Origin of the sequence: Photorhabdus caribbeanensis (assembly GCF_018448885.1) — a bacterium.
GTDB lineage: Bacteria > Pseudomonadota > Gammaproteobacteria > Enterobacterales > Enterobacteriaceae > Photorhabdus > Photorhabdus caribbeanensis.
In genome coordinates this window covers 20,647-46,817 of sequence record NZ_RCWB01000031.1, presented here as the reverse complement: position 1 = coordinate 46,817, position 26,171 = coordinate 20,647, and the positions used below count along the sequence as shown (strand labels likewise).

Here is a 26,171-nt window from a genome sequence, read left to right as displayed (position 1 = left end):
TGTTAGCGACGGTTTAACTAAATTCAGATTAGTTAATCAGCAAATAAAAATAACTCAAATGACAAGTAAAACGCAGCGCATTAGCGATCTGGTTGTTTAACTTGTCGTGATGTTGTTTTAGTCAAAATGTATCGAATAAATAAAAGGAATCGATGAAATGAAAAAACACATTTTGAAGACCTGTGCGATAGCGGCGCTGTGTCTGGGGGGGATGTCGCAGGCGATGGCGGAGGAAGTGAGTGCCGGTACCCTGACAGTAAACTCTTCAGTGACCGCAGAGACTTGTAAGTTTGCAGCAATAGAGCCTGTTAGTCTCGCCGCTTTGGTATCTGATTTTTCTGGGAAGGGAGATGGCGCAATTTTAACTAACACGCAAAAATTCGTCACGATTAAAACGGAAAAATGCCCTCTGTGGAGTTCCGCGAAAAGCGCTAAATTGACGGTTGGCGGCACCGCAGCAGGACCAGGAGGCAATTATTTTCAGCTTCTTAACTCCACTGGTAATGCTGCAATTACCGACCATGCGATTGGCCTGACGATAAATGACAAGCTTATCCCGCCAGGTGCGCCAGTTAACCTAAAAGATGCCTCATACAGTCCCGCAGTAGCCGGTGATAATGCCATCACGCTTAAAGTAGGGCTGGCTAAGCTTGGTGTGGGGGCGGTAAAAGCCGCAGAGTCCAAAGGGAACCTGACCGTGAAAATAGCGTATGACTAATTCTCAACGCCGATAGACGTTAGAAACAGATAGTCGTGGAATTGGACAGGGAGGCCCAATTCTTACTTACGCAATACCAAACCAGACATTTTCAGGTGATGTCAGTGAAAAGATTGATGACAGCAATGATAGTGACCGGTCTGTTAGGCTGGTCGGTTACTTCCGCGCAGGCGGAAGGGGTGGGGATCAGTACTACCCGCATTATCTATCCAGCGGATAGCCGCGCGACAACCGCCTCAGTGAGCAATACCAGTAAAGAGGCGGTCTATTTAATACAGGCGACAGTCAGTTCTACTTCTGCGGGAGACAAAACCGCTCCATTTCTGGTGACGCCGCCCCTGTTTCGTATGGAGCCAGACAGCCAGAATCAGGTGCGCATCGTCAAAACTGGTCCGTCGCTGCCTACCGACCGGGAATCCCTGTTCTGGTTTACGGCGAAGGTCATTCCGTTAAGCTCTGAATCCGATAATCGCTCCCAGCGGAATGTCTCCGGCGGAATACAGTTTGCTATAGCCAACACGATTAAGCTGATGTATCGCCCGTCAGGGCTATCGGTTTCGCCGGAGCAAGGATTTGGTTCACTGCGCTTCAAACCGACAGCCGCAGGAATCACGGTTACAAATCCATCACCTTATTACATCACCTTAACTTCCCTAAAAGTGGGTGGACAGGAGGTGATGACGCAGCAGAAAGAGAACATGGTCTCCCCGTTCTCTGACCTCTCTCTACTACTTAAAGGTGGGCATTATCCAGCCAAAGTAAGCTGGACGGTGATTAATGACCTCGGCGGAGAATCCACCTATCAAGGGGAGATACCGTAATGTACAAACCGTGGGCCCTTATCAGACGGGCAACACTGGCTTGTTTGCTCTGTACTGCCCCTCAGCCCGCGGGAGCGAGCTCAAACACGGCAGAACTGACATTGGCGCTGACGCTGGAGCAGCCAACCTGTGAGCTTTACATGCAAACATCTCATGTCGAGTTTCCATCCGTACCACTCACCGAGGTTCGGTATAGCACGCAACATATTGCGGCGGCGGGCAGCAAACCTATTACGTTAGCGTTGTCAGGTTGTGCGGGATCAGCCAGAGCAGGCCGTACCCCGGCGATTAAAATAATCGGCGCCACGCCAGAAGACCACCCGACGTTATTTCGGGATAAAGCTTCCACGGTAGCGGGAAATGTGGGATTTGGCTTGCGCTATCAATTGCCGGGAGGCGGGGTGGGGAGCTACCTGAAAAATGGCGATTATGTGAATTTGGCGCCACCGGGTAACGCCGCTAAAGAGAGTCAGATTACCTTCCAGATGAATATGCGACATGAACCCGGCACGGTTGTGCCGACTCCCGGTGAGCTGACCGCGCATATTCAATTTCAATTTGACTATCACTGAGTGCGGCTGAGGCAACAGGTTTCAGGAGGCGTTGTGGAAACAGATCGGGTACACCCAGTGCGGTACCGGTTGGTGCTATTGGTGTTCTGGCTAGGGTTAGGGATGACTGGTACAGAATCCTGTCTAGCCGCCGGTATCAGCCTGAATAAAACTCGGGTGATTTTCACCCAAGGAGAACGGGCACAAACGCTGACGGTGGTCAATACCACGCATCAGGCGTGGCTGGTGCAGGTAAGGATAACCGAAGATCAGGAGAAAACCGCACCAGCGTTTGTGGTGACTCCGCCGCTGTTCAGGTTGGAGGCCAACAGTCAGAACAGCTTGCGTATTTTGCCAACCTTTAATCAGCCCCCCTTTCCAGTGGATCGGGAATCGCTCGGGTATGTCCAGATGAACGCTATCCCCGCGACTCAACAGATGATGGGTGAACATATTCGGGAACAGGCGTCGATGAGCGTAGGGATGCGGATTAAGTTTTTCTGGCGACCGCGTAACCTGCCTTTGTTGCCGGAAGAGGCGTATGGACAGCTTCGCTTTCAGTCGCAACCCGATGGTATTGAGGCGTGCAATCCCTCCCCGTATTTCCTGTCGCTGGACAGTCTCACGCTGGATGGACAGGCGCTCGATCTGAACCGCTATCCCTCAATGATAGCGCCACAGGATTGTGTTACCTATGCCGGGCTGGTGGGTAAAAAATCGGTGAATTGGTCGATGATTAATGATTACGGCGGGGTTTCAAAAATATTTACCGTCAGGGTGGCGCGTTGAATCCGCCCTTGTTTTCTACTTTTTTTCTACTTTTCTACGGAGTTGGAGTATGAAGAGAGTCAGTAACTGGCATGGGCGGACACATTGGGGGTTAATGCTTTACTCCCTCGGTTTCACTTTGCTGCTAGGGAATATATTCAAAGCGCAGGCGGTTGATAATCAAGGGCTGTCGTTCTCCCCGATGCAATTATCGTATGTCGCTAAAGATAGCCCGGGCGGCGTGACGCTCAGTATGACTAATCACACAGCGCAGAACTATCTGGTACAGGGATTTGTCAGCCCGATGGACCACGATACCGGTCGCTTTGATACCCAATCCGGGCAAGTTCCCCCTTTTGTCGTCCTGCCGCCGTTAAAACGGATCGAGGCTGGAGAGAAATTTTCGTTCCGTGTTCGCCAGCTTGGGGGGCAATTACCGCCGGATCGGGAATCGGCTTTTATAGTCTCGCTGCGAGCTATCCCGGGAGTAGCCGTACCGGATACCGTGGAGGCGTCGGCATTAAGTCACCGGACAGACAAAGCGTCGCAAGTGCAGGTCGCCTTACAGATGAATATTCGACTGTTTTATCGTCCCCAAGGCGTACCCGTCCGGGATAACGCCACGGTGGCTAAACAGGTGAAATTTTCCCTTCATGGGACGCAGTTACGGGTGGAAAATCCTACGCCCTATTTTCTGACCTTTTCTGCCCTGAAAGTAGGCACTCAACAGGCAGATGATCACATACGTCAGGCGATGGTGCCGCCGAAAGGCAGACAAATCTATTTGTTTCAAAATCATTTGTTTCAAACCCATTCGCTTCAAACCCATTCGTTTACCGCTGGAGCACAGGGGCCACTGGTCTGGCGTTTTCCCGGCGACAGTCAGGATCGCTATGTTCCGTTATGACTTGTTCTTATCTGTGGGGGGGATGACCGGCAAAGTGGCCTCAAGATTAACCGCATAGGCTTAAGTTATAAGCAGAAATGAGCTATGACAATAAACATTTTATTTTCGTCTGCGCGGCTGGCGGGCAGTCAATGTGCGCTCGGTCAGCCGGGCAATTTTCGGCTGCGTCCTGTATATGTATGTCTGCTATGTTCACTGACGGCGGCAACTTTGCCTACCTCTGCGCGGGAATACTTTAATCCCGCTTTCTTGATGGGGGCGACGGGGGAGCAGGAGCATATCGATCTCTCGGCGTATGAAAACGCGGGCTATGTCGCACCGGGGCGCTATCTGGTGGATATCTACATGAACCAGAATAAGGTGGATAACCGCGAGATTGAATTTAGATTGGTCAACGACCATCTGCAACCGGTATTAACGGCGGCACAGCTCGAAGAGTATGGGGTCAATATTCGCGGGTTGTCGGCTTTTCAGGGAAAAGCGGGCGATAGCTCCATCACGGATCTGACGAAACAGATCTCACACGCCAGCGCGATATTGGATTTCGCTCGTTTGCGTCTGGACCTCAGTGTTCCTCAGGCGGCTATGCAGCCCCATTATTCTGGGATGGTCGATCCGTCATTGTGGGATAACGGAATTCCGGCTTTTTTGATCAACTACACCATCAATGGCTCAGAAGGGCGTTATGACAGTCAGGAAACCGGCGGCGGATCACGCTCCCGCAATCTGTTTGCCTCTTTTCGTAATGGGTTGAATCTGGGGCCGTGGCGTCTGCGCAGCACGCAAACTTACAGTTACAATCGCCAGCGCAATGGAGGGGCTGCCGGTTTTTCCCCCGCTACGCAGACTCAATGGCAGGTCAGTAATACCTATTTGCAACGTGATGTACAGTCACTGCGCAGTGAGTTTACAGCCGGTGAAACCTATACCGGTGGGGATATTTTTGACAGCATTCCGTTGCGTGGTATGAAGTTGGTTTCTCAGGATGCAATGTTGCCTGAAAGTCAGCGCGGTTTTGCCCCAGAGATAACCGGTGTAGCAAGCTCCAATGCGCAAGTGACCGTATCCCAAAATGGCTATACCGTGTATCAAACCACAGTGGCGCCGGGTCCATTTCGTTTCACCGATTTGTACACCACCGGGGACTCTGGCTACCTGACGGTCACGATCAAAGAGGAAGATGGCAGTACTCGTGTCTCCACCCTCGCTTCTTCATCGGTCCCGATGATGCAGCGTCCCGGCGGCATGAAATATGAGTTGACGGCCGGTCAATATCACGGCGGCAACCTCACTGATGGCAGCCGTTCCCCGGTATTTGCTCTGGGCACCTTGGTCTATGGTTTGCCGCATAATATCACCTTGTACGGTGGGGGATTGGTCGCAGGCAACTACCAGTCGGGTATATTCGGCTCGGGCGTGTCACTGGGGGCATTTGGCGCACTGTCTGCGGATGTGACGTTTGCCCGAGCCCAGTTGCAAGGGGCTAAGGGGCAGGAAAATAACCGGCAACAGGGCCAAGCTTATCGAGTGAAATATGCCAAGAACTTGATCAGTACCGGCACCAGCATCGATCTGGCCGCCTATCGCTATTCCACTCAGTATTATTACAGTTTCAGTGATGTTAACAGCATGGGCTACAGCCTGAATGAATATCAGGTGCCGTGGGCGCTTGACCGACGTCAAAGCACCTGGCAGGTGAACCTGCATCAAACGCTGGGAAGTTGGGGCAGCCTTTACGCCTCTGGGACGCGCAACGATTATTGGAATGGCCGTACCGACAACAATCTGAATTTGGGTTATAACGCGATGCTGATGGGGATCAGCTATAACCTGAGTTATAACATTTATCGCATGGAAGGAGCCGGCAACTGGTCGGAGAATCGTCAGATGGCATTCAATATGCAGGTCCCACTCAGTCTCTTTGGATCATCGTCTGCGCTACGGGGCGCTTACACTCGCTATACGGTCTCGCGCGACTCGCAGGGGCGCACCGCTCAACAGACCGGCATCAGTGGCATATTATGGGATAACCGCCTGAATTATAACCTCCAGCAAGGTTGGGGGAACCGCGGCCAGCAAAACAGCCGGGCTTTGTCTCTGAGTTATCAGGGCAGCCAGGGAAACGTTAATCTTGGCTACAATGACAGCGCAAATAGCCATCATTTCACCTACGGGGCTTCCGGCGCCCTCCTAATCCATCCTTACGGCATGACGCTATCACGTTCACTGGGTGATGAAGTGGTGCTGGTTCGTGCGCTCGGGGCGAAAGGGGTGACGGTCGGGGACGGCAATGTGCAGACCGATTGGCGGGGCTACGCCGTACTGCCGGGCGGATCGGTCTACCAAAAAAACACTATCAATCTGGACCCGTCCACCCTGCCGGAAGGGATCGATATTGACCAGACCAGTAAGAATGTTTATCCGACCAGAGGAGCCGTGGTGTTGGCTAATTATCAAGTTCGCTCAGGCAGCCAGTTATTGTTGACGTTGATACATCATGGCAAACCCGTGCCTTTTGGCGCTATTGCGACGCTGGAAGAAAATGCCGCTCAGGTCGGCAGCGGCATTGTGGGTGATAACGGTCGGGTTTATCTCAGCGGTATGCCCCCGGCTGGTCATGTGAAAGTTAAATGGGGAAACGGGGCAACGCAACAATGCATCACCCATTATCAGGCGCCATCCGATACACCCGGGCAACTGGTACAGGCCGATGCCGTGTGTCTGTAAGCATTATCTTTATGTGGGCAGCTTGACTGATGCGCCCGATGAGCAATTTGGAGAAAGAAGAATGTTGAACACTGAACGTTTGTGGGGCGGTGGTGTAGAAAATCCCGTCTCAACCCTGATCGGCTTGGGGGTATTATTGCTCTTTTTATTGACCACCTTGCCTCTCCAGGCGGCAGAGACTCATCAGGACTGTGAGATTGAACTGGTGCAGATGGTTCGTAATGTCACCGGCTATGCAATGGTGCCAAATAACAAAGATAAGCGTGATTACTCACGTGATGAGATAGTCGGTTATACCACCAGCGGCCCTCTTAATTGGTCGGCAACCTGTCGTGTCCCCATTGGTACGCAGTTTATGGCCTACACAGTGGGATCGGGAACACGTCCATTAATCTCTTCGTCGTCATCGAGTAGCGTCCGGGTAGGAAGGGTTGGCGACTTTATGGTTGATATCGGACAATCTTCACTCTCTTGCCAGACGCATGGCTCACCCAGCACCTATCAATCAGCCAGTCTGGTCAGGGGGAATGCTGGCGTTAACATTCCCTGTGTTCCCGATGCCAACGGCTTGGTTGATGTCAGTGTCCGCACCGTGACAGGGGCGATTTACCCGGACAGTGACGGTAATTTCAATGCGAAGGTAGGAGGTAGTCCTCTGTCAGTTGGCGCGGTTGGCTGGACTCCTGCGGCCATATCGGGTTCTAACGGCATGTTGAAGCCCCTATTGACCACGGTTATTCTCTCACCAGTTAAAAAGCCATCCACCTGTGCGGTTGTCCTGACGCCCTCATCGGTGGATTGGGGAACGGTGAAAAGAGCCGGTAAACAGGCGGGAGATCCACTGGCGTCGGCCAGACAGATAGGGATAAACAGCACCTGTTCCGGCGATGACGCGGTATTCCAAAATTCACGCTTACTCTACCGAATCGATGGGCCATTTGTACCGGGTAAACCGAATGTATTAGCTTCCTCAATAGAGGATATCGCCTTTGCATTCACCGATTCTGCCAACAAACCCTTATCTCTCGGTACCGGGCACAGAGGCGAAGGAGAGAATGCAAGATACATTAAGCGGGGGGACGATAACTATACCGCATCAACGCAACTGTCTGTGGTACCGATTCTGATGAAGATTGATGGCGCTGGAGGGCGAGCCAGTGCCGTTGCTGTCATCTCAGTGTGGTCGGATGTTAATTTCATTGAACCCTCTGCTTAGGCTGGGGGAATTTGTCGAAATGGTTTGGTGATGATGTTGTTTTCTATTTCACAGAAGCACCGATTTTAAGTACCGGTGCTTCTGTGTTTATTAGAACATTAATTAGATACCGTATTTGCTTATACTGTGTTAACCCCGCATTTCTGTTATCTCTATCTCTTTATCGAAACGTAAATGTTCATCGGCCGCCATCGGAATCAACCAACGTAAATTATAGATAACATTATCGGGTAATGAATTTGTTTCATAGATATTAACGATCTCTTTTTCAATAGAATTGACAGAATAGACACGATCATCATACATATAGAGAAAATTTACCTGATAAACGTCAGGGCGAGTTAAGACAGTAAATAATCGCCACTCTTCAGGACGTGTTTCAATGCCAGCCTCTTCCGCAAATTCCCTTGCCATTGCTTGTTGAGGGCTTTCACCAGCCTCTATTTTTCCACCAACCCCGTTAAGCTTCCCTTTTTGCCAACTGGGTTGTAATTTTGAAATCAGGGAAACATGTTTTTTATCTTTAGAAAACATAAACCCTGTTACATAGTGAATCATTATTTTCTCCACGCTTTTATTTCATGACTAATGTCTGATTTCTGTCTGGACCATAGGAAATATATTTGATTGGGATACCAGCATAGTCTTGAATAAAAGTTAAGAAGTCAATCAGCTCAGTAGGCAGTTCTGTTAAATGGGTATATGATGAGTTAAGTGCGCCCCAGGATTTAAATGTTTTATAGATAGGTTTGGCTCTATCGAGCTGCAATAATGCTTCATCGCAACAGACGGGCTTATCATCAATTTCATAGGCAATAGCGGCTTTTATTTCATGTAAATCAGCGAGAACATCAACATTCGTTATGGCGAGTTCTGTTACGCCATTGAGTTTCACTGCATGCTTAATTAGGGATAAGTCCAACCAGCCGCAACGCCTTGGCCTTTTCGAAACGGTGCCATACTCGTTCCCGCGTTCTCGAATATAATCAGCCTGTTCTGTCAATAATTCGGTGGGGAATGGCCCGTTACCGACACGAATCATATAAGATTTCATGACACCGACAATATGCATTTTTTGTGCCGGTATGCCTATCATGGCAAAGCAGGTTTGCACTAGTGTCTGATATGCCACGGTATAAGGATAAGTACCGAAACTATTATCTAAGAAAGTGGCTTGTGATGTTTCAAGTAAAACATTCTCTCCCGAATTAAGTAAATCACCGATAATTTCATTAGTGAATGTGAAATAAGGTTCTATCCTCTTGCCATATTGATGCGTTGTTTCTAACATCTCTTCAAAATCTAATGTGGTTTGTGCATTAAAAACATGATTGATTTGTTTTTCTCTGATATTCCAAAGAAATTCTAATTTACTCCTTAATTTTTCTTTATCAAGTGTATCAATAAGCCGAATGCCATGACGGTTGGTTTTATCTTCAACACAGGCCCCGACACCGACACCAACTGAACCTATCTTCTGCTTGCCTTTATATTTTTCTGACGCTCGATTTAATTCGGAGTGTAATGGTAAGACAATATGGCATCGTGGATCGATAAATATATTAGAATCAATGTGTTCTTTTTGTATAAAATCGATCTCTTTAACCAGAACGGGAAGACTAATTAAAGCACCTTGGCAGATATGTAAATTCTTTTTGTTGAGTGAGGCCGGTAATTGAGAAAATGAGCCTCTTAAATTACCATGTTGCACACAATGACCTGCATTAGCGCCGCCATTAAATCGAGCAATGTTATTGATATTGCCAGATAAATAGTCAACAAATTTTCCTTTACCTTCATCTCCAAATTGGAGTCCAACTACAGCCGTTAACATGAACCTGTTCCTTAATTATTTATGATTTACTCTAAATAATAGTTAAATCATCCAGTTTTGGTGATCTTTTTTTTAAAAAAAAGATGAATAATCTGCTCTTATAAATTTAATATGCTAACTATTTATTTTCACATTATTATGAATTATTTATTTTCTTATCTGATTATTTTGAACAACCTTTTTATTACTGTTTATGGACCAAAGAGTCAGCTATTAATAAGGCTTCACTTAATGTATCAACCACGGGAACACCGGCAGTTTCAAGACTGACACGGCTGTGGGTTCCGCCAGTATAAAGAATGGCATGAGCTCCTGTTGCTAATGCGGCAATTGCGTCATCGGTGGCGTCGCCAATAACCACACTGTGCTTAGGAGAAACATTGAGTTTTTTGAGATGGTTCGCTAACTGCTCTGATTTGCCGGTAGTCAATAATGGCGTATTTCTACCATCTATATGGGTAAAGAATTTGCCAATACCATGATTATCAAGCATGGGGACCAATTCATGATGCTCCATCAGTGAACATAATGACTGAGTTGCGCCTGTTTTATAACGGGAAGCAAGGAGTTGACTCACACCTTCTGTGAGACTGGCTTTCTGAATGCCTGGTCGATAGTGAAAATTAAATATTTTTCCGATCACTGATCATTCAGAAGATGAAGGTTCACGGCCAATCACTTGTTTATAGAAAGTTTGTACGGGAACACAATAATGTTCCCGATATTGTTCCAGCGTCAGTGGTTCAATACCAATTTCTGCCAGTGCAAAATTGGTGGCGCTCAATGAAACATTGACATCATTAAGTAATGTGCCGTTCCAATCCCAAATAATATGTGCTGTTGTCACAATCAATTAACTCCCTTTCCAAACGAATTTTTGCGAGCTGAACATTCAGGACATTGATGTGCCAGGGCCTTAAATGCATCGATTGGCTGTTCATAATTCAATGGTGTTTGCGCTTTTAGATTTAATAAAAAACGCAATAATTTGATTGCCCATGTTGAGTCTGCCAGGGTGTCATGAAGGACGGACAATAAACTGTATGAATAGGCAGCCCAATCCGCCGTAGTTGTATAAGTATATTTATCATCAGCAAAAGGCTGATGAATTAAACGATTCAGGACTTGATGATGTCTGAAACACCAAGGCGTCAATACATCTAAAGTTTCAGGGTTGAATACACGATCAGCATGTCCATAAACGCGGGCGCGTAATAGTTTTTCCCAATGCAGTTCGACGGCACGGGCCTTCGGACGTTGCCCGGTTTGGGCCATGACCAGATCGATTGCCTGACGTAAGGTGTCGCCTGTTCCGCAATTATCATCAATAACTGTCACAGTTTGCTCTGGTGGAATATTGCGCCCCCAAAGATGATTGCTTTTGCGAGACGTATCATCGTAACGTGAGACTTTCACTAAATTGAGCTCACTATCCCATGCTGCGGCTGTGACTGCCGCCGCCGCTGATCCTCCTAACATGATGCCGACAACAGAGGAGTTGGGGCATTTGTCAATTTGGGCTGCGGCCAAAGTTAACAGATGATTATCCCCTTCAATAAACGGTCTGGGCACTTGGTGTTCCGTAGATGAAGGCAATTTCAGGTCATGGATCGGCGAGGGTGAAAAAGTGAATGCTGTGCCCATCAGCGTTGAGCTGACGACTTTTGCACACTCTTTGATGCCATCAATAAATGACACAATATCTTCGTTAACCGTCTGCGGAGAACTTATTAAGCTATCAACGATTCTGAGCAGTTTTGCCAGGCTATGATCGGCCAATATATATTTTGATGGGGCGACACACAGCTTGTCGCTACACTCAAGTTGAGCGATATATTCTGTGTAATATTTCGCCGTCATCAGTAGTTCGTGACAAGGTTTTTGTTCGTAATAGTCAGCACCGCGGGAACCCACGAATTCTGGCTTCTCCGTGAGTAAACCGGGCAGCGCCATCACTTCTTTCGTTAAATAGCTTGTGTTGGGTACGCTACGTAATTCGCCCAGTAAACCAATAGAGCGAAGATCCAAAGTAGGAAATAAAGATTCAGGCATATTCAACGTCTCGATGATTGTGTTGCAGCAAGGGCATCTTCGAGAGGAACCTTACCAATATGTAGAGCTTGACCAAGAATTGCACCTTCGACACCGATAGTGGATAGAGAGGCTAAAGCGCGGAGATCATCCAGGCTTGATACTCCACCACCGGCAATAACGGGTGATGATGTTTTTGCACAGACTTCCTGTAATAGCGTGAAGTTTGGCGAACTCATCATGCCTCCCCGCTCAACATCGGTTACGACGTAGCGTTGACAACCCTGCTTGTCGAGGCGCTCAAGAACATCCCAGAGATTGCCTTTGCTGACATTCCATCCATGTGTTGCCAGTTGATAACCTTCTGATGTGCTTTTTACATCCAGAGCAATGGCGATCTTATCGCCATATTCTGCAATCGCTCGGGCACACCAATCTGGATTTTCTAATGCTGCGGTTCCCAAATTAACTCGTTGGCATCCAGTTGCTAATACTTTGCGCAAGATGGTTTCATCTCTGATTCCGCCACAGACCTGTACGTTAATGTCGACCGCAGCAAGGACATCAGCAATAAGATGGCTGTTTGAGCCTCGTCCTGATGCAGCATCAAGATCAACAACATGTATCCATTTTGCCCCGGCATTTTGCCAGGCGAGCGCCACTTCCGCCGGCGTGCCTAAAGGTCGCCGTAATGTTGGGCTTTCACCACGGGTTAATCGAATTGCGGAATTTGATGTCATTGCTATTCCGTCAACAATATCTACAGAGGGAAATATCTCGAATGTTTCCTTACTTATCATTGAATGCATCCTAATTAATTATTTAAAAATTAATAACGATTGTGATTAATGTAATTACAGCTTGTAATGTAACGAATAAATATGTCTTTTACTTCTTTTAAAAAGAAATTGGATTAAAGAACAAAAGGGTTAATTTAATGAACTTAATAACCGTTCATCGATTTATAATAGTGGAAAGAAAAAATTTCTCAATAAGGTTATTAGCTAAATATAGCAATTTGGATAACTTTGTTAAGTTAGTTGATCTTATATTTACTTAAGAAGAGTTATTTTAAAGCTAGGTAAATAGCGATTCAGCATAAATATATAAGAAATGAATTCTGCTAATGTCGAGAGGAAAAGTGTTGTGTTATTTATCCAATATCTTAATTGCTGGAGATAATATAGATCTATTTTTTCAGGTAATGTATTTAATATGTGCTAATTTATCTTAAATAAATGCGTGTAATCATTATTTTTATTTTGGCGGTCAATTTTCATTGTGAGCGAAATAGAATTGCTGAGAATTTAAAATAGTAACAATGATTAATATGTATTTATATGCTATTTATTCTGTGGGAATTATTTATTTGTATTATATATAAGAATATTACATGGAGTGTTTCTATAAAATAATTTATTTTTATCACCTATAATAAGAGCTTATATTTAAAAATATAATTTCATTGGTTATTTGGCTAAAATGTATATTTAGAATGATATTAATTGCTGTGTTTAACCATGTTTCTTGCTCATCAAGAATATCGGAGGCAATTAACATGAATACTGGACGTTTTAAAGAGGCACCTAATTGGGTACCTCTTGTTGTATGTGGGGAGACTGGAAGAAACTGCGTTGAAACGACGGGTTTTAACTATTCTCTTAAATATTGAGTCGCTTAAATATCAAGCCGTTTAGTTTGCCATTTTTTAGATTTCCAACGCCAGATGTTAGTAAGCCCACGCAGCCATTCATCACAGAAGAAACCGATCCAAATACCTAAAATGCCCATTTCCATTTTGATCCCCAAAAAGTACCCCACCGGAATAGCAATACACCACATAAAGAACATGGCCGCATAGAGTGGGAAACGCGCATCACCGGAAGCGCGCAATGCGTTCACCATAACGATATTTGCGGTACGGATTGGCTCCAGAAAAACGGACAGCAAGAATAGAGGCAACAACAGCTTGATAATGGCTTCATCTTGTGTCAGGAAATGCAGAATCGGCATTCTGAACAGCCAGAAAGCGGTGACTACGCCAATGGTGACGATACAGCCAATTTTCAGACTATTAAGGCCACGAATATAAGCATCTTCAAATCGCTTAGCACCGACCAGATGGCCGACCATAATTTCGTTGCCGATGCTGACAGAAATGCCAAACAACATCACAAACAGCGATAGCTGGAAATAGAGTGTTTGCGCTGCCAATGGAATTTCACCCATTAGCCCAATGAATGCTATGGCCGCCATATATTGCAGTATCCACACTACGTTTTCACCTGCGGCAGGTAAACCAATATATAAGATTTTACCCAACATATCTTGTGACCAGCGCAGGAAACCAGCCAGCGTAAATTTGATCCGCAGGCCATAACTGAGCAGGCAAAATAATAGGATCACGGCGACAATCCGACCAAAGACTGTAGACCAGGCGACGCCTTCCAGACCATATTTAGGTAATCCGAAGAAACCATATAGGACGATCATATTACCTAGCACTGTCAGCAAGTTAGCAATCAAAGTAACATACATTGCCGCTTTCGATTTCCCATAAACCCGCAGACAAGCAGCCAGAATAATTGAAATGGCTTCGGGGATCAGACAGATACCGAGAATGTGCAGATAATTAAAACCATCTTCCATCAGATGTTCCGGCATATTCATGATGTGTAAGATCTTATAGCCGAAGAAGACAGTAATCAGCGCACAGCTAAACCCAAGCAAAAAGTTGAATGCAATAGAAATATGGATCGCCTGGCTGGCTTTATCCCGTTTGCCTGCGCCAATATATTGAGCAATGACGACACTGCATCCAACACTGATAAAGTTGAAGATGGTGATAAACAGATCAAATACCTGATTACCTACAGCCATAGCAGCCAGATAAGAAGTAGAAACGTGGCTCACCATATAAGTATTAATTAATAAAGTGGCCAGATGAAGAAGAATATCAATAAAAATCGGCCAGCTTAATGAAAAGAGCGAACGCTCAGTAACATCAGTTTGATGCATTTGAAAAACCTGCTTATTAAAAAAGGTAAATGAATTATTTCTTGAGATGCCGCGTACTCAGGAAATACTTAAGCATTGTACATGGTTTATTTATCCGTTAACAGAGATGAAATAAAGAAAGATAAAAAAATGAATTCTGGGGTTGCGTTTGTTCTGCTTGAACAACTCTTGGTGGTGAGAATTAAATAACGATCGATGTTCATCATAAGGAGAATGATTGGCAATAAATATCAGCATTGCTATTTGTAGGATATGTTAGCGAAATTGATAAGTTTTTGTCTGGCATGTTGCACATGGTGGATATGGAATTTGGGAACCAAGCGGTTTTGTCATTACCGAATAAGGTTGCTAAATTTAGCGCCTATTTTTTCGCTGCGGATACGTATACTGTGGCTACAATGCTATTAATCAATATATTCAGTAATACATTTAGTTAGTTATAGTACATTTGTTGTGAGGAAATGTAGATCAAAAAGTAAATAAATTTAATGGTAAATAATTAAGATTTTTAAATGATTACCTGAATTGATAAAAAATTTAAACGCCAATTTTTAAAAATATTTTATATAATTTCTTTAATTTATTATTCTTTATTTATTGGATGTCAACTTTGCCAGCTATTGATATCTTAATATGCTGGTCTAATCATTAGGTAATTTTATTGAAAACATTGTCTATAGTTTAATGTTGATAAATAATTTTATTGAGTTATGAGATTTTTAGAATCTGGTTATTCAATTTTTTGTGACAACTTAAACGATTTATAAACGAAGTGATAGAAAAATTTTTGTGGTTAAAATTTGCTCTATAATTAATTTAAAGGAGTCGAATATAAGGAAATAAAAATATACCATTCAGCGAGGTGATATGATGACAAATAGACCACAACACCAGTTACTTTGGGCCATTTTAACGTTGACTTTCTTTTCTGCTTTTTCTACATCTACCCATGCTTGTATTTTGCAGCCGGATTTTCCTATATGTGTGGCAAAATGCGTTATTTTTTCATCTAATGCTACAACATGTATTATCGGTTCTCACACTCCTAATCATTTAACTACTGATTATCCAGCGTCTACTGTATCTGAAAAAAATAGTTAATCGAAAATGGAATTCTATTAATATTAAGTTAGTACCGTTATAGTATTATGCGAAATTTTACCTTTCTTTATTCCTATTTTTCGCCCTTTAATTAGGGCGAATTTTTTGAAATTAATTTTAGTTACTAATGTTCTATTTTAATATCAATTGAATGAGACTATTTAAATTAATGACATAATATTGCTATAAGTGTTACTTAAATATTTTTAGGTTAGATATTGAAAAAATGTGCGCAAATTGTCTGATATAGCAAAATATTATGTTCAATATGACATTATGTTCTCTATAAATTGGCTGAAACGTAGCAGATAACCGTCAGGATCTTGCACAAGAAATTCTCGTTGGCATGCAATCACTTCATCAATACGGTAGTGATTATCTTTAACCTCTTGGTACAGTTTGATGTTATTAACTTTTAAGCTGTGCAGTAAAGGTGCTAAATCATCAACTTCAATCTGAAAATTCACCCCTCTGCCAAGAGGATAATTTAATGAGGCTGTGTTCCAGCCATCATCATGTAACGCTTCAAGCATGAGTTGTGCTTCACCAAGTGCTAAATACGCAAAATTTGGATTACCTCGTCGAATAAGCAACTGGAAGCCGAGAATTCTTTGATAAAAATCCAGAGATAGAGAAAAGTCAGTAACAGTAAGTTCTGGAACCATACGATTCCAATAGGGCTTATGTTGTTCCATTTATCATCCTATATTCTACGATGTCTATTTTATTATACGAGAATAGATTAATTTGATTCAGAGTGAAAATATTATAGTCTAATGAACTAAATAGTAACATACCTGTCATCTTTCAAGTTGCCTCTTTGTTGGCTGTTCTCACTCACCCCGGTAACATAGTTCTCTATGCTCCCGGGGATTCGCTCCCTTGCTGTCGCTATCCGTCTTGAAATCCATTGGGTATAGATCTAATAAAGCTATTTTTTATTTCTGGAAAAACTGAGTAAATAACACTATTAATTTTTACGTTATATAACTGGTTTCTTTAAGCCCTCATAGGGGAGTTTGCTGTGTTAGTCATTTATTTAATTGATGTGCTTAATTGCATTATTATATTTATTAAACTCGATTTATTATCTGTTTTTCTTGTTGATTTATATGATTCATTAAATTGAATTCATATGTAAAATGATATTTATGATATTTTTATTTTTGTGGAATTGGTCACGGATAATTTAAATATTATCTATATCTTAATGAGTGATTTTAATCAGGGAATAAATTCATTTTATGATTTCTATATTTTTACGTTATTATTTTATTTATTCTTGTAATATGCAAGCATGGTTTAATGTCGATCATCGTATTTCTCATTTTTTCCCTGATTAGTTGTTCTGGTTACATTTAAAATTAAGTCTTGTAATTATTACATTTATTCTGGCGTATTTCTGGCTATTTTTGGAAATTTGTCTGAATGATGCAGTATAGCCAACTATTGGATAAAAAAATATATATGAAACGTATTCCAGAACCTTTTCGTATTAAAATGGTAGAAAATATTCGCATGACTACCCGTGCTGAACGAGAAAAAGCATTAGAAGAAGCCGGATATAATCCATTCCTATTACCCAGTGATGCGGTTTATATTGATTTGCTGACAGATTCTGGTACCGGAGCAATGAGTGATCGCCAGTGGGCGGGCATGATGATGGGGGATGAAGCTTATGCCGGTTCCCGTAACTATTACCATCTATGTGATAAAGTTAATGAATTAATTGGCTATCAATATACTATTCCAACTCATCAAGGGCGCGGAGCAGAGCAGATTTTATTTCCGACATTAATTGCCCGTAAAAAAGCGCAAGGTGGGGCAACGCATCCGGTTTTTATTTCTAATTTCCATTTTGATACGACTGCGGCTCATGTTGAATTAAATGGCGCGAAAGCGATTAATGTCGTCACATCAAAAGCCTTTGATACAACCACTTATTATGATTGGAAAGGCGATTTTGATATTGATGAGTTGAAAAAAACGATAGCAGAACAGGGCGCTAATAATGTTGTCGCGATTGTTACAACCGTTACCTGTAATAGTTCCGGCGGTCAACCCATCTCTCTCGCTAATATGAAAGCCGTGTATGAGATTGCAAAGCAATATGATATTCCTGTGGTGATTGATTCAGCTCGTTTCTGTGAAAATGCTTGGTTTATTAAGCAAAGAGAAAAGGGCTATGAAAATAAATCCGTTAAACAGATTATCAAAGAGATGTATCAATATGGCGATATGTTAACAATGTCAGCTAAAAAAGACCCCTTAGTCAATATTGGTGGTCTTTGTTGTTTCCGTGATGATGAAGATCTCTTTAATGAAGTGCGTACCCGCTGTGTGCCAATGGAAGGGTTTGTGACTTATGGCGGTCTTGCCGGGCGCGATATGGCGGCATTGGCAATTGGTCTTGAAGAAGGGATGAATGAAGATTATCTGGCATATCGTATTAATCAGGTGGCTTATTTAGGTGATAGGTTAAGAGAAGCAGGTATTCCGATTCAATATCCAACCGGTGGTCATGCGGTATTTGTTGATGCTAAATTATTATTACCACATATTCCGGGGGAGCAATTCCCGGCTCATGCACTGAATAATGAATTATATCTGGAAGCGGGAATAAGAAGTGTGGAAATAGGTTCTTTGTTATTAGGTCGTGATCCAGAAACCGGGAAACAGAAGCCATCACCAATGGAACTTTTGCGATTAACTATTCCTCGTCGCGTTTATACTAATGATCATATGGATTATGTTGTAGAAGCCTTTATTTCCTTGAAGGAGCGATTTTCTCAGATTAAAGGATTAACTTTTACTTATGAGCCATCGGTATTACGTCATTTCGTTGCAAGATTAAAACCAATTAAATAATAAATATCGGGATGCTTCTTGTTTAAGAGCATCCCCAATTTTACTGCTTACTATATACAGCCACGCTAGGGTAACGCATATGGCTACTTCGTCGATAGAAAAATCGTCTCCATCTTTATTTGGCGGCGCCATGATCATTGGTGGAACGATTATTGGTGCAGGCATGTTTTCTTTACCGGTGGTCATGTCAGGAGCATGGTTTTTCTGGTCAATTGCCGCTTTAATTTTTACCTGGTTTTGCATGTTGCATTCAGGATTAATGATATTGGAAGCCAATCTTAATTACCGGATTGGTTCAAGTTTCAGTACCATCACAAAAGATCTGTTGGGCAATGGCTGGAATATCATTAATGGTATCACCCTTGCTTTTGTTTTATATATACTGACCTACGCTTATATTTCCGCGAGCGGATCGGTTATTCAACATGCTATGAGGGAGTTATCGATAGATTTTCCATCTGGGTTTGCTGGTTTTTTATTTGCTCTTGTTGTGGCATTTATTGTCTGGGTAAGTACTAAAACTGTCAGCCGGATAACATCAATTATTCTTGGTGCTAAGATATTAACTTTCTTTATGACGTTTGGCGGGCTGCTTTATAACGTTAAACCAGCGGTATTGTTTAATACAACTGAAGTGAATCCAACTTACTGGCCTTACGTATTAATGACTTTACCTTTCTGCCTGGCCTCCTTTGGATATCATGGCAATGTCCCTAGCCTGATGAAATATTATGGAAAAGAGCCAGAGAAAATAAAGAGATGCCTGTTTATTGGGACATCAATGGCTTTGGTGCTTTATTTGATTTGGTTGATTGGAACAATGGGCAATATTTCCCGGCCTGATTTTGTCGAAATCATCGCAAAAGGGGGCAATATTGATGTTTTGGTACAATCATTAAGCGGAGGATTGAACAGCTCAGCTCTGGGCTTATTATTAACGCTCTTTTCTAACTTTGCGGTTGCCAGCTCATTCCTTGGCGTCACGCTTGGGTTGTTCGATTATCTGGCTGATTTGCTTAAATTTGATGATACCAAGTTAGGGCGTTTCAAAACGGCGTTGGTGACGTTTCTTCCGCCAATGGTGGGTGGAATGATCTACCCGAATGGCTTTATTCATGCGATTGGCTTTGCTGGTCTTGCTGCGACAGTTTGGGCGGCTATCGTTCCCGCATTACTTGCCAGAGCATCCCGTAAGCGATTTGGCAGCCCTATGTATCGGGTTTGGGGAGGTAATGTGATGCTTGGCTTGATTTTGTTATTTGGTGTACTGAATGCCGTTGCGCATATCCTATCAAATTTTAGTCTATTGCCGGTTTATTCATAAAAAAACTCCTGCGGTGGGGGCCGCAGGAGCCTGGTGTTGACGGAAATAAGCTCCGAAAGGGAGAAAACAAAGCAGGTATATTTATGTTTTGATTTAGTTTGTTAACTCCTAACATCTTACAGCAAGGTTATTAACAGGAAGTTCTTATGGCTTCCCTTTGAACACGAATAGTCAACTGCTTTAATTTCTTTTAGTACAACGTCCCAACAGACACGTCGTAAATTCGTCACTGATAGAACAATAGCATTAGAATGCCCTCTTCTGGCAACTTTTTGCCTAGTCATTAATTAGTTGTATATAATCTTTCAGTGTCAGTGTTGTTTTTGCAACAATATTACTGTTGATGCTAAGCCATCATCTGCCGGTATTCGTTAATCACCTGTTGGCAAAAATCAGGTGAATTCACATGATGAGGGCTTTTAATTAGTTGTCTATTTTCCGTTTCTATCAATGTAGCTTCAAAAGCTTCAATAAATGATTGATTAGCATCAGGATTCCAGAACGGCCCATCTTTAATATCCAGAGCGGAAAAGCCACCTTCTGGAAGAATAAATTTTACTTTTCCTTCGCACTGATTGAGTTTTTCTGCGATCCAAATTCCCATTTGACGGTTCTCTTCGGGTATGGTGCGCATCAATGTTACTTGCGAATTGTAACGGTAAAATTGCCTGTATTTGTAGCGTTCTGGGATAGTGTTCAGATGACCAAAGTTCACCATATCCAACGCTCCGCAAGAACCAATATAAGGTATTTGCGTACGGGCTATGGCTCCCAGACGGTCAGCGCCACAAGCAAGAACGCCACCAAACAGATAGTCACAGACTTCAGTAGTAGTGATATCCAGTAGACTGTGAAGCAAACAGCTTTCGGCTAGTTTTTCCATTGTTTTGCCACCGCTGCCGGTTGCGTGAAAAACCAGACAATCATACTGCTGTTCCAACTCTTTGGTTAATAACTGTATACACGGTGTCGTCACACCAAACATCGTCAGACCAATAGCTGGTTTATCTTCAATATTGTTCTCTTCGTGAAAATAAACAGCTCCTGCGATTTGGTTGGCTGCGTTTTTTAGCACTTGGCGAGAAATACGGTTAAGACCGGATACATCTGTAACCGAGTACAGCATAGATATATCGCTAACTCCCACATAGCCAGAAACATCACCGGATGCCATAGTAGAAACCATAAGTTTTGGTATACCTACGGGTAAAGATTGCATTGCCGGTGTGATCAGTGCTGTACCGCAGGAACCTCCCAGACCTAGAATTGCTAAAACATCAGTTTGTTTTGATAAAAACACATTGAAAGCAACTGACATCGCGGAAATGGCTTTCCCCTTATCACCACAGAAAACGGCTTCTTTACCTTGTGGGTGATGCTCTGCTACTGTTTGGGCCGTGATATCGGCACCTCTTTCCAGTGAGCCAGATTGAGTAGTCAAATCCACAGTTCGAACAGCAAGGCCGGCTTTTTTGATCAGATCCCTGACGTAGAAAATTTCTGCGCGCTTGGTATCAAAAATAGTAGCGATATAAACATAGCCTTGGTTTTTTTTCATTATAATTATGAATACTTCCCTGGTGCTGACTACTCATTCATGGACAGATTATAGTCAAGATGAGACTCAAGTATCACAGTTATATTATCAAATTGAGACTGTCATCTCATTTTATCCATAAATAAGCTGAATCAATTTGATCGTTTTGTAGATAGTTGAGTAGAGTGATGATAGCGAAAAAATATTTTAACCATAAGTGTTAATCTAGCGATTTTTATTGTGAAAGAGTTGTGGGGATGATGGACTCGAAGAAGAAAACTCATTTTACCGGTACTCGGAAAAAAACTTATACATTGCTAATAAATGCGGCGTTGGAACTTTTTGAACAGAGGGCGATACCTTCGGTTTCTGAATTGGCAATGCATGCAGGTGTTTCCAGGGCAACGGCATATCGTTATTTTCCGACTCAAAGTGATTTAATTGATGCAATTGTTGGCGCCAGCCTTGGGCCGATTCTTACCTGGAAGCCGACCAGTGAAAAAACTGAGGAGCGGATTATTGAGTTGTTGAATTTTGCCTATCCTCGAATGTTTGAACATGAAGGCGCGTTACGAGCTGCTCTGTTGGTTTCTTTGCAACAGTGGGCTCAGGGGCGCTTATCTGAGGATAAACAGGAAAAGAAATTGGTTCGTGGGCATCGTAAAGATATCCTGGCAATGGTTGTTGAACCATTAAAAGGGCATTTTCCGCCGGATACCTTGGAAAATGTCATCCGTTCTTTTTCCCTGATTTATGGTTCTGAGGTCTTTTTGGTGATGAAAGATATTTGGCAGATGGATAATGCAGAAATTATTGAGATCACTAAATGGATGGCAAAAGCAATTATTAATCAGGCGCACAGAGATTCTGAATTATAGTTATTTTGATAGGTTTTCCTGGAGTAGATATTTTGTCTGCTATTTCGTATAACTTACGGTTATTTCTATGAAAAATATTCCTGTTTATGATGATGTTATTGATGCTGCCCGGTGTATAGAAGGTTATGCTTACCGTACGCCAGTTCTGACTTCCCGCACTGCTGATGAAATGACTGGAGCCAAGTTATTTTTTAAATGTGAAAATTATCAGCGAATGGGAGCATTTAAATTTCGTGGTGCTTTCAATGCGCTATCACAATTTAGTGACGAACAACGCCGCAATGGGGTTGTGACTTATTCATCGGGTAATCATGCTCAGGCGATTTCATTGGCGGCTCGTATACTGAATATACCGGCGACAATCATTATGCCGTTCGATGCGCCAGCGGCTAAGGTAGCGGCGACCGAAGGTTACGGTGGTAAAATTGTTTTTTATGATCGTTATACCGAAGATCGTGAACAGATTGGCCGTGAATTATCAGAAAAGCAGGGATTGACCTTAATTCCCCCTTATGATCACCCACACGTTATTGCCGGGCAAGGAACCGCGGCAAAAGAGCTGTTTGAAGAAGTTGGGGAATTGGATGCGTTGTTTGTTTGTCTCGGTGGCGGAGGGTTGCTTTCAGGGAGTGCGCTTGCTGCCCGCCATTTTTCTCCTGAATGTAAAATTTATGGTGTAGAGCCGGAAGCCGGTAATGACGCTCAGCAATCATTTCGTCAGGGAAAAATTATTCATATCGATACGCCTAGAACCATTGCTGATGGCGCACAAACTCAACATCTTGGGCAATATACTTTCGATATTATTCAAAAAAATGTTGATGATATTTTCACTGTTTCTGATGAAGAATTGGTGGATGCAATGCGTTTTTATGCGGAAAGAATGAAAATGGTTGTCGAACCGACCGGCTGCCTGAGTTTTGCCGCTGTACGCCAAATGAGTACGCAGTTGCAAGGACAGAGAGTTGGGATCATTGTCAGTGGCGGTAACGTGGATATTGAGCGTTATTGTGCTTTGCTGTCAAAACAATCTTAGACGTAATAGGTTACGCAGACGGGGGGATATTCGCAGAACTTATAATATGTGTTTTGTAGGGTGATTATTATTTTTTAGTTATTGATTTGTTATATTTAAATATTAATTGTAGGGGTGATATTATATATTATCCTCTGCATGTTTTTTGTTAATATTTTCCTATGTTATATTCACGTTGATACATGTTATATTAATCATATACATCCTAATTAATTTTCAATCTATGTGGATGTATTGGAGAATATATATTTTTTCAACTTGTTTCCAAGTTGTTAATAGAATGAAAATATAGATTATTCCAGAGATTAATTTCATATTATTGAACTAATATGATGGCGGTAGCTATTATCTAATACGCTTGCCTTAATAACATATTTTTAGTAACTTCAAACATAGGTGATTATATGTCTACAGAAAATAGTATTGTTAATGAATTTAGTGGGAAAACGAAGACTCTTGGATGGGATATTATCGCTGCCTATGATAGAGCTAAAATAAATATGCTGTTTGAACAGCAATATGTGAGAAAAGTGAGTGAAGGTACACATTTTTCTCCTATTTCCTGGGAAAGTGGAAATCACAAGATAAGATTTGACAACTTGATATTGGGAGTGCCGCTCATTTCCTTTGAAAATTCATCAATTGAAGATTCTCAGGCAACGGTAAAATTAAATTTTATTTCTGGCACGATAGTAGAACTTTATGATGATGGTAGAGTAAAGAATTATCAAAGAGTTACGCCGAATAATGATTACCATATGACGATAACCGTAAATTTGACTGTGGCAACAGGTTCTGTTGGTAATGATGGAAAAGTTGTTGTTGAGTTTAAAAAAGGAGATTTGAGTGTAGTTAATGTTATTGACGATGCGCCAGCAGAAGTAAAAGAGTTTTTCCGTAATTGGCTCAAAGATAATGACGTAACTTATGAATTAGGTATTTTGAAGCTGGATAATACGGCTGGACTGGTTCCAAAAATGTTTAAGATTAGAACCCAACCAGCACCAAATGCTAATTTACGTAGTTCTGATAATTATGGTCATGGGGCGGTGTTGTTATTTATTGCAACAAACTATAATCCTAACGGTGGAGTATTACCAACTAACTCAAATAATTTTCCTTATTTGATACCGGATAATCGTTCTGCGATGCTAATTATCAGTAATAAGACACTTTTTGAGAATATTCTTAAGCCGCAATATGAGAGTTTATTACCGAGTTCTACAGGAGTAGAATTAGAGCTGGTCAGTCTCAATAGTCAACAAAATGATTCAGCCAAATATTTAAATATAAAAAACGGATATTCTGAAAGTAATGAACCTGTACAATATAAAAGAGGAAAATACACTGTATGGACAGGATTGGTTAAATATAATGGTGTCGATAATATTTGGCCAGAGAAAGTAAAAATCCCTTATTCTGGGATGTATATTAAGCCTGAGAAGGAAAAAATTATCTTTTCTGGAGTGGGTAATAATGGTCAATCTTATCATTTTGATCAAAGCGTCGGCGTATTGGAAGATAGTCTAATAACTGGTCATTATTCTAGAAATAAAATTGATTTCTATGTTGATGGATCAATAGATATTACACCTACAGTTATATCTAATGATGAAATTAAGTTGGAATCACATTATGGAATGAGTTCCCGTTATGATAAACAAGGGGCATCTGGATGGGGAGGTCTTATAGGCCCTGATTTTGAATCAGAGTTTATTGATAAAACAGCAGACATTGTTAAAGGTGTTGTTGAAAATAATTTATCCAATGTTGCAAAAATTAAATTAGATAGCATTAGTCTATTTGCAGTTAATCACCTTCTATTCCCTGAAAGCAATTATCTTGAATTTGATAAAGTGTATGTGCCCGGGGATATGGTGCTATTTGGTGATATTTCTCCAACATCAACCGCTTTTAAAATCAATGATCTTCAATTAACTATGCCAGTGAAAACTAAGCATAAATTTACAATCAACACCAATGCAGCGGTAAATTGGTCCATCACTCCAGCAGAATTGGGTAGTATTGATGCTAATACCGGAGATTATACGGCACCAACTAAGATAAAAGGGAATAGTCAAATTGTGACAATTACTGCGACAGATTCAAAGACAAACGCTAAAGCTTCTGCGGTTGTCACTCTGTTGCCTTCCTCAGTATCGGTTAGTCCTTCTTTTGTTGTTATCAATGAGAATGATGTTAATAAGGAAGCCAATTTTACTGTTTATGGCAATAAGAAAGTGAATTGGAGTGTGGAAACGGGTACTGGCTATGGTGTTGTTGATGCGAATGGTAAATATACGCCTCCAGCCGCTTTCCCGGCCGGATATAATATGGTTACGGTGACGGCTGTTGCTGATAATGGCGATTTAGATAAAGTTAATATTTTGCTTATTAGCAAAAGTACCATAGCTGAATTCAAGATTGATCCTAGCTATAATCAAGAATTATTAACACCCGATGCCGTAATAGAATTCTCTTCTGTCGGTAATGATTTGACTTCTCCAAGTGAATGGAGCCTCATGCCTGCAAGAGGAAATATTAAGGTTGGTGAACCAGAAGTCATAAAAGATGAGTTTGGCAATGACATTGAAAAGTATACTGCAACTTATACTGCGCCAAATGATATTACTCGTTCGGAAATTGTTTTGCTCAGAGTGACACATAAGAATAAACCCAATCGTGCCGGATATGCTCTGATTACACTTGAGCCGAAAATCAGTTAATAGTTAACAACTTTTAATAATTACCAGATGATGCAATAAATGCCTTATTGTTTATTGCATCTCTGTTCTCAAGCCTATTATCGTTTTTAGATAAAACACCCATCCATGTA

Annotated in this window: 22 protein-coding genes; 13 read left to right on the top strand and 9 right to left on the bottom strand. The window is 42.2% G+C overall.

The window, feature by feature from the left end:
* Positions 1-157: 157 nt before the first annotated feature.
* From EAE90_RS18020 to EAE90_RS17990, 7 genes are all read left to right on the top strand, one after another.
* Positions 158-718: a fimbrial protein gene (locus EAE90_RS18020; RefSeq protein ID WP_036781661.1), complete on the top strand. Its 561-nt coding sequence runs from the start codon at positions 158-160 to the stop codon at positions 716-718.
* 104 nt (positions 719-822) lie between these two features.
* On the top strand, positions 823-1,539 hold the full coding sequence (locus EAE90_RS18015; protein WP_214054634.1) for a fimbrial biogenesis chaperone: 717 nt from the start codon (positions 823-825) through the stop codon (positions 1,537-1,539).
* Positions 1,539-2,111 carry a fimbrial protein gene (locus EAE90_RS18010; protein ID WP_214054633.1) on the top strand — a complete coding sequence of 191 codons (573 nt, stop codon included), beginning with the start codon at positions 1,539-1,541 and terminating at the stop codon, positions 2,109-2,111. The genes EAE90_RS18015 and EAE90_RS18010 overlap by 1 nt, the downstream gene beginning before the upstream one ends.
* A gap of 33 nt (positions 2,112-2,144) precedes the next feature.
* The gene (locus EAE90_RS18005) at positions 2,145-2,879 is read left to right on the top strand and encodes a fimbrial biogenesis chaperone (RefSeq protein ID WP_214054632.1); all 735 of its coding nucleotides are present in this window, start codon (positions 2,145-2,147) and stop codon (positions 2,877-2,879) included.
* 49 nt (positions 2,880-2,928) lie between these two features.
* Positions 2,929-3,765 (top strand): fimbrial biogenesis chaperone, encoded by an 837-nt coding sequence (locus tag EAE90_RS18000; protein ID WP_214054631.1) that lies wholly within the window; start codon positions 2,929-2,931, stop codon positions 3,763-3,765.
* An 84-nt stretch (positions 3,766-3,849) separates the two neighbouring features.
* A complete protein-coding gene (locus EAE90_RS17995) occupies positions 3,850-6,492 on the top strand; it encodes a fimbria/pilus outer membrane usher protein (RefSeq protein ID WP_214054630.1) in 2,643 nt (880 codons plus the stop codon).
* Positions 6,493-6,553: 61 nt separating this feature from the next.
* A complete protein-coding gene (locus EAE90_RS17990) occupies positions 6,554-7,708 on the top strand; it encodes a hypothetical protein (protein ID WP_214054629.1) in 1,155 nt (384 codons plus the stop codon).
* 129 nt (positions 7,709-7,837) lie between these two features.
* Here EAE90_RS17990 and EAE90_RS17985 read toward each other — a convergent pair whose 3' ends face one another.
* The 8 genes from EAE90_RS17985 to EAE90_RS17955 form a co-directional block, all read right to left on the bottom strand.
* A complete protein-coding gene (locus EAE90_RS17985) occupies positions 7,838-8,266 on the bottom strand; it encodes an NUDIX domain-containing protein (protein ID WP_214054628.1) in 429 nt (142 codons plus the stop codon).
* Positions 8,267-8,282: 16 nt separating this feature from the next.
* A complete protein-coding gene (locus EAE90_RS17980) occupies positions 8,283-9,542 on the bottom strand; it encodes an adenylosuccinate synthase (protein ID WP_214054627.1) in 1,260 nt (419 codons plus the stop codon).
* A 184-nt stretch (positions 9,543-9,726) separates the two neighbouring features.
* The gene (locus EAE90_RS23965; RefSeq protein WP_339921749.1) at positions 9,727-10,185 is read right to left on the bottom strand and encodes an HAD family hydrolase; all 459 of its coding nucleotides are present in this window, start codon (positions 10,183-10,185) and stop codon (positions 9,727-9,729) included.
* 3 nt (positions 10,186-10,188) lie between these two features.
* Positions 10,189-10,389: an HAD family hydrolase gene (locus tag EAE90_RS23960; protein ID WP_246550907.1), complete on the bottom strand. Its 201-nt coding sequence runs from the start codon at positions 10,387-10,389 to the stop codon at positions 10,189-10,191.
* 2 nt (positions 10,390-10,391) lie between these two features.
* The gene (locus tag EAE90_RS17970; RefSeq protein ID WP_214054626.1) at positions 10,392-11,594 is read right to left on the bottom strand and encodes a phosphoribosyltransferase; all 1,203 of its coding nucleotides are present in this window, start codon (positions 11,592-11,594) and stop codon (positions 10,392-10,394) included.
* Between the two features lie 2 nt (positions 11,595-11,596).
* Complete coding sequence (locus tag EAE90_RS17965) at positions 11,597-12,373, bottom strand: HisA/HisF-related TIM barrel protein (protein WP_214054625.1); 777 nt, start codon at positions 12,371-12,373, stop codon at positions 11,597-11,599.
* Between the two features lie 877 nt (positions 12,374-13,250).
* Complete coding sequence (locus EAE90_RS17960) at positions 13,251-14,591, bottom strand: MATE family efflux transporter (protein ID WP_214054624.1); 1,341 nt, start codon at positions 14,589-14,591, stop codon at positions 13,251-13,253.
* Positions 14,592-15,955: 1,364 nt separating this feature from the next.
* Entirely contained in the window at positions 15,956-16,387 is a 432-nt protein-coding gene (locus EAE90_RS17955) for a bleomycin resistance protein (RefSeq protein ID WP_246550905.1), read from the bottom strand.
* A gap of 549 nt (positions 16,388-16,936) precedes the next feature.
* Between EAE90_RS17955 and tnaC the strand changes: the two genes are divergently transcribed.
* The 3 genes from tnaC (at position 16,937) to mtr (ending at position 19,884) form a co-directional block, all read left to right on the top strand.
* Positions 16,937-17,035 (top strand): tryptophanase leader peptide, encoded by a 99-nt coding sequence (tnaC, locus tag EAE90_RS24735; protein WP_214054623.1) that lies wholly within the window; start codon positions 16,937-16,939, stop codon positions 17,033-17,035.
* A gap of 124 nt (positions 17,036-17,159) precedes the next feature.
* Positions 17,160-18,560 (top strand): tryptophanase, encoded by a 1,401-nt coding sequence (tnaA, locus tag EAE90_RS17945; protein ID WP_214054622.1) that lies wholly within the window; start codon positions 17,160-17,162, stop codon positions 18,558-18,560.
* 79 nt (positions 18,561-18,639) lie between these two features.
* On the top strand, positions 18,640-19,884 hold the full coding sequence (gene mtr / locus EAE90_RS17940; protein WP_214054621.1) for a tryptophan permease: 1,245 nt from the start codon (positions 18,640-18,642) through the stop codon (positions 19,882-19,884).
* Positions 19,885-20,230: 346 nt separating this feature from the next.
* On the opposite strand, the gene EAE90_RS17935 is transcribed toward mtr, so the two are convergent.
* Positions 20,231-21,442 carry a Tm-1-like ATP-binding domain-containing protein gene (locus tag EAE90_RS17935; protein WP_214054620.1) on the bottom strand — a complete coding sequence of 404 codons (1,212 nt, stop codon included), beginning with the start codon at positions 21,440-21,442 and terminating at the stop codon, positions 20,231-20,233.
* 236 nt (positions 21,443-21,678) lie between these two features.
* Between EAE90_RS17935 and EAE90_RS17930 the strand changes: the two genes are divergently transcribed.
* From EAE90_RS17930 to EAE90_RS17920, 3 genes are all read left to right on the top strand, one after another.
* A complete protein-coding gene (locus EAE90_RS17930) occupies positions 21,679-22,299 on the top strand; it encodes a TetR/AcrR family transcriptional regulator (protein ID WP_214054619.1) in 621 nt (206 codons plus the stop codon).
* Positions 22,300-22,366: 67 nt separating this feature from the next.
* Positions 22,367-23,335: a threo-3-hydroxy-L-aspartate ammonia-lyase gene (locus tag EAE90_RS17925; RefSeq protein ID WP_246550903.1), complete on the top strand. Its 969-nt coding sequence runs from the start codon at positions 22,367-22,369 to the stop codon at positions 23,333-23,335.
* Between the two features lie 404 nt (positions 23,336-23,739).
* Positions 23,740-26,061, top strand: coding sequence for a hypothetical protein (locus EAE90_RS17920; protein ID WP_214054618.1), 2,322 nt, complete (start codon positions 23,740-23,742; stop codon positions 26,059-26,061).
* Positions 26,062-26,171 lie beyond the last annotated feature (110 nt).

Excerpts from the sequence above, each read along its gene's own strand:
- EAE90_RS18020 (WP_036781661.1), top strand. The coding sequence starts at position 158 with ATGAAAAAACACATTTTGAAGACCTGTGCGATAGCGGCGCTGTGTCTG.
- EAE90_RS18010 (WP_214054633.1), top strand. The coding sequence starts at position 1,539 with ATGTACAAACCGTGGGCCCTTATCAGACGGGCAACACTGGCTTGTTTG.
- EAE90_RS18000 (WP_214054631.1), top strand. The coding sequence starts at position 2,929 with ATGAAGAGAGTCAGTAACTGGCATGGGCGGACACATTGGGGGTTAATG.
- EAE90_RS17995 (WP_214054630.1), top strand. The coding sequence starts at position 3,850 with ATGACAATAAACATTTTATTTTCGTCTGCGCGGCTGGCGGGCAGTCAA.
- EAE90_RS17990 (WP_214054629.1), top strand. The coding sequence starts at position 6,554 with ATGTTGAACACTGAACGTTTGTGGGGCGGTGGTGTAGAAAATCCCGTC.
- EAE90_RS17985 (WP_214054628.1), bottom strand. The coding sequence starts at position 8,266 with ATGATTCACTATGTAACAGGGTTTATGTTTTCTAAAGATAAAAAACAT.
- EAE90_RS17980 (WP_214054627.1), bottom strand. The coding sequence starts at position 9,542 with ATGTTAACGGCTGTAGTTGGACTCCAATTTGGAGATGAAGGTAAAGGA.
- EAE90_RS17970 (WP_214054626.1), bottom strand. The coding sequence starts at position 11,594 with ATGCCTGAATCTTTATTTCCTACTTTGGATCTTCGCTCTATTGGTTTA.
- EAE90_RS17965 (WP_214054625.1), bottom strand. The coding sequence starts at position 12,373 with ATGATAAGTAAGGAAACATTCGAGATATTTCCCTCTGTAGATATTGTT.
- EAE90_RS17960 (WP_214054624.1), bottom strand. The coding sequence starts at position 14,591 with ATGCATCAAACTGATGTTACTGAGCGTTCGCTCTTTTCATTAAGCTGG.
- EAE90_RS17955 (WP_246550905.1), bottom strand. The coding sequence starts at position 16,387 with ATGGAACAACATAAGCCCTATTGGAATCGTATGGTTCCAGAACTTACT.
- tnaC (WP_214054623.1), top strand. The coding sequence starts at position 16,937 with ATGATTTCTATATTTTTACGTTATTATTTTATTTATTCTTGTAATATG.
- tnaA (WP_214054622.1), top strand. The coding sequence starts at position 17,160 with ATGAAACGTATTCCAGAACCTTTTCGTATTAAAATGGTAGAAAATATT.
- mtr (WP_214054621.1), top strand. The coding sequence starts at position 18,640 with ATGGCTACTTCGTCGATAGAAAAATCGTCTCCATCTTTATTTGGCGGC.
- EAE90_RS17935 (WP_214054620.1), bottom strand. The coding sequence starts at position 21,442 with ATGAAAAAAAACCAAGGCTATGTTTATATCGCTACTATTTTTGATACC.
- EAE90_RS17930 (WP_214054619.1), top strand. The coding sequence starts at position 21,679 with ATGATGGACTCGAAGAAGAAAACTCATTTTACCGGTACTCGGAAAAAA.
- EAE90_RS17925 (WP_246550903.1), top strand. The coding sequence starts at position 22,367 with ATGAAAAATATTCCTGTTTATGATGATGTTATTGATGCTGCCCGGTGT.
- EAE90_RS17920 (WP_214054618.1), top strand. The coding sequence starts at position 23,740 with ATGTCTACAGAAAATAGTATTGTTAATGAATTTAGTGGGAAAACGAAG.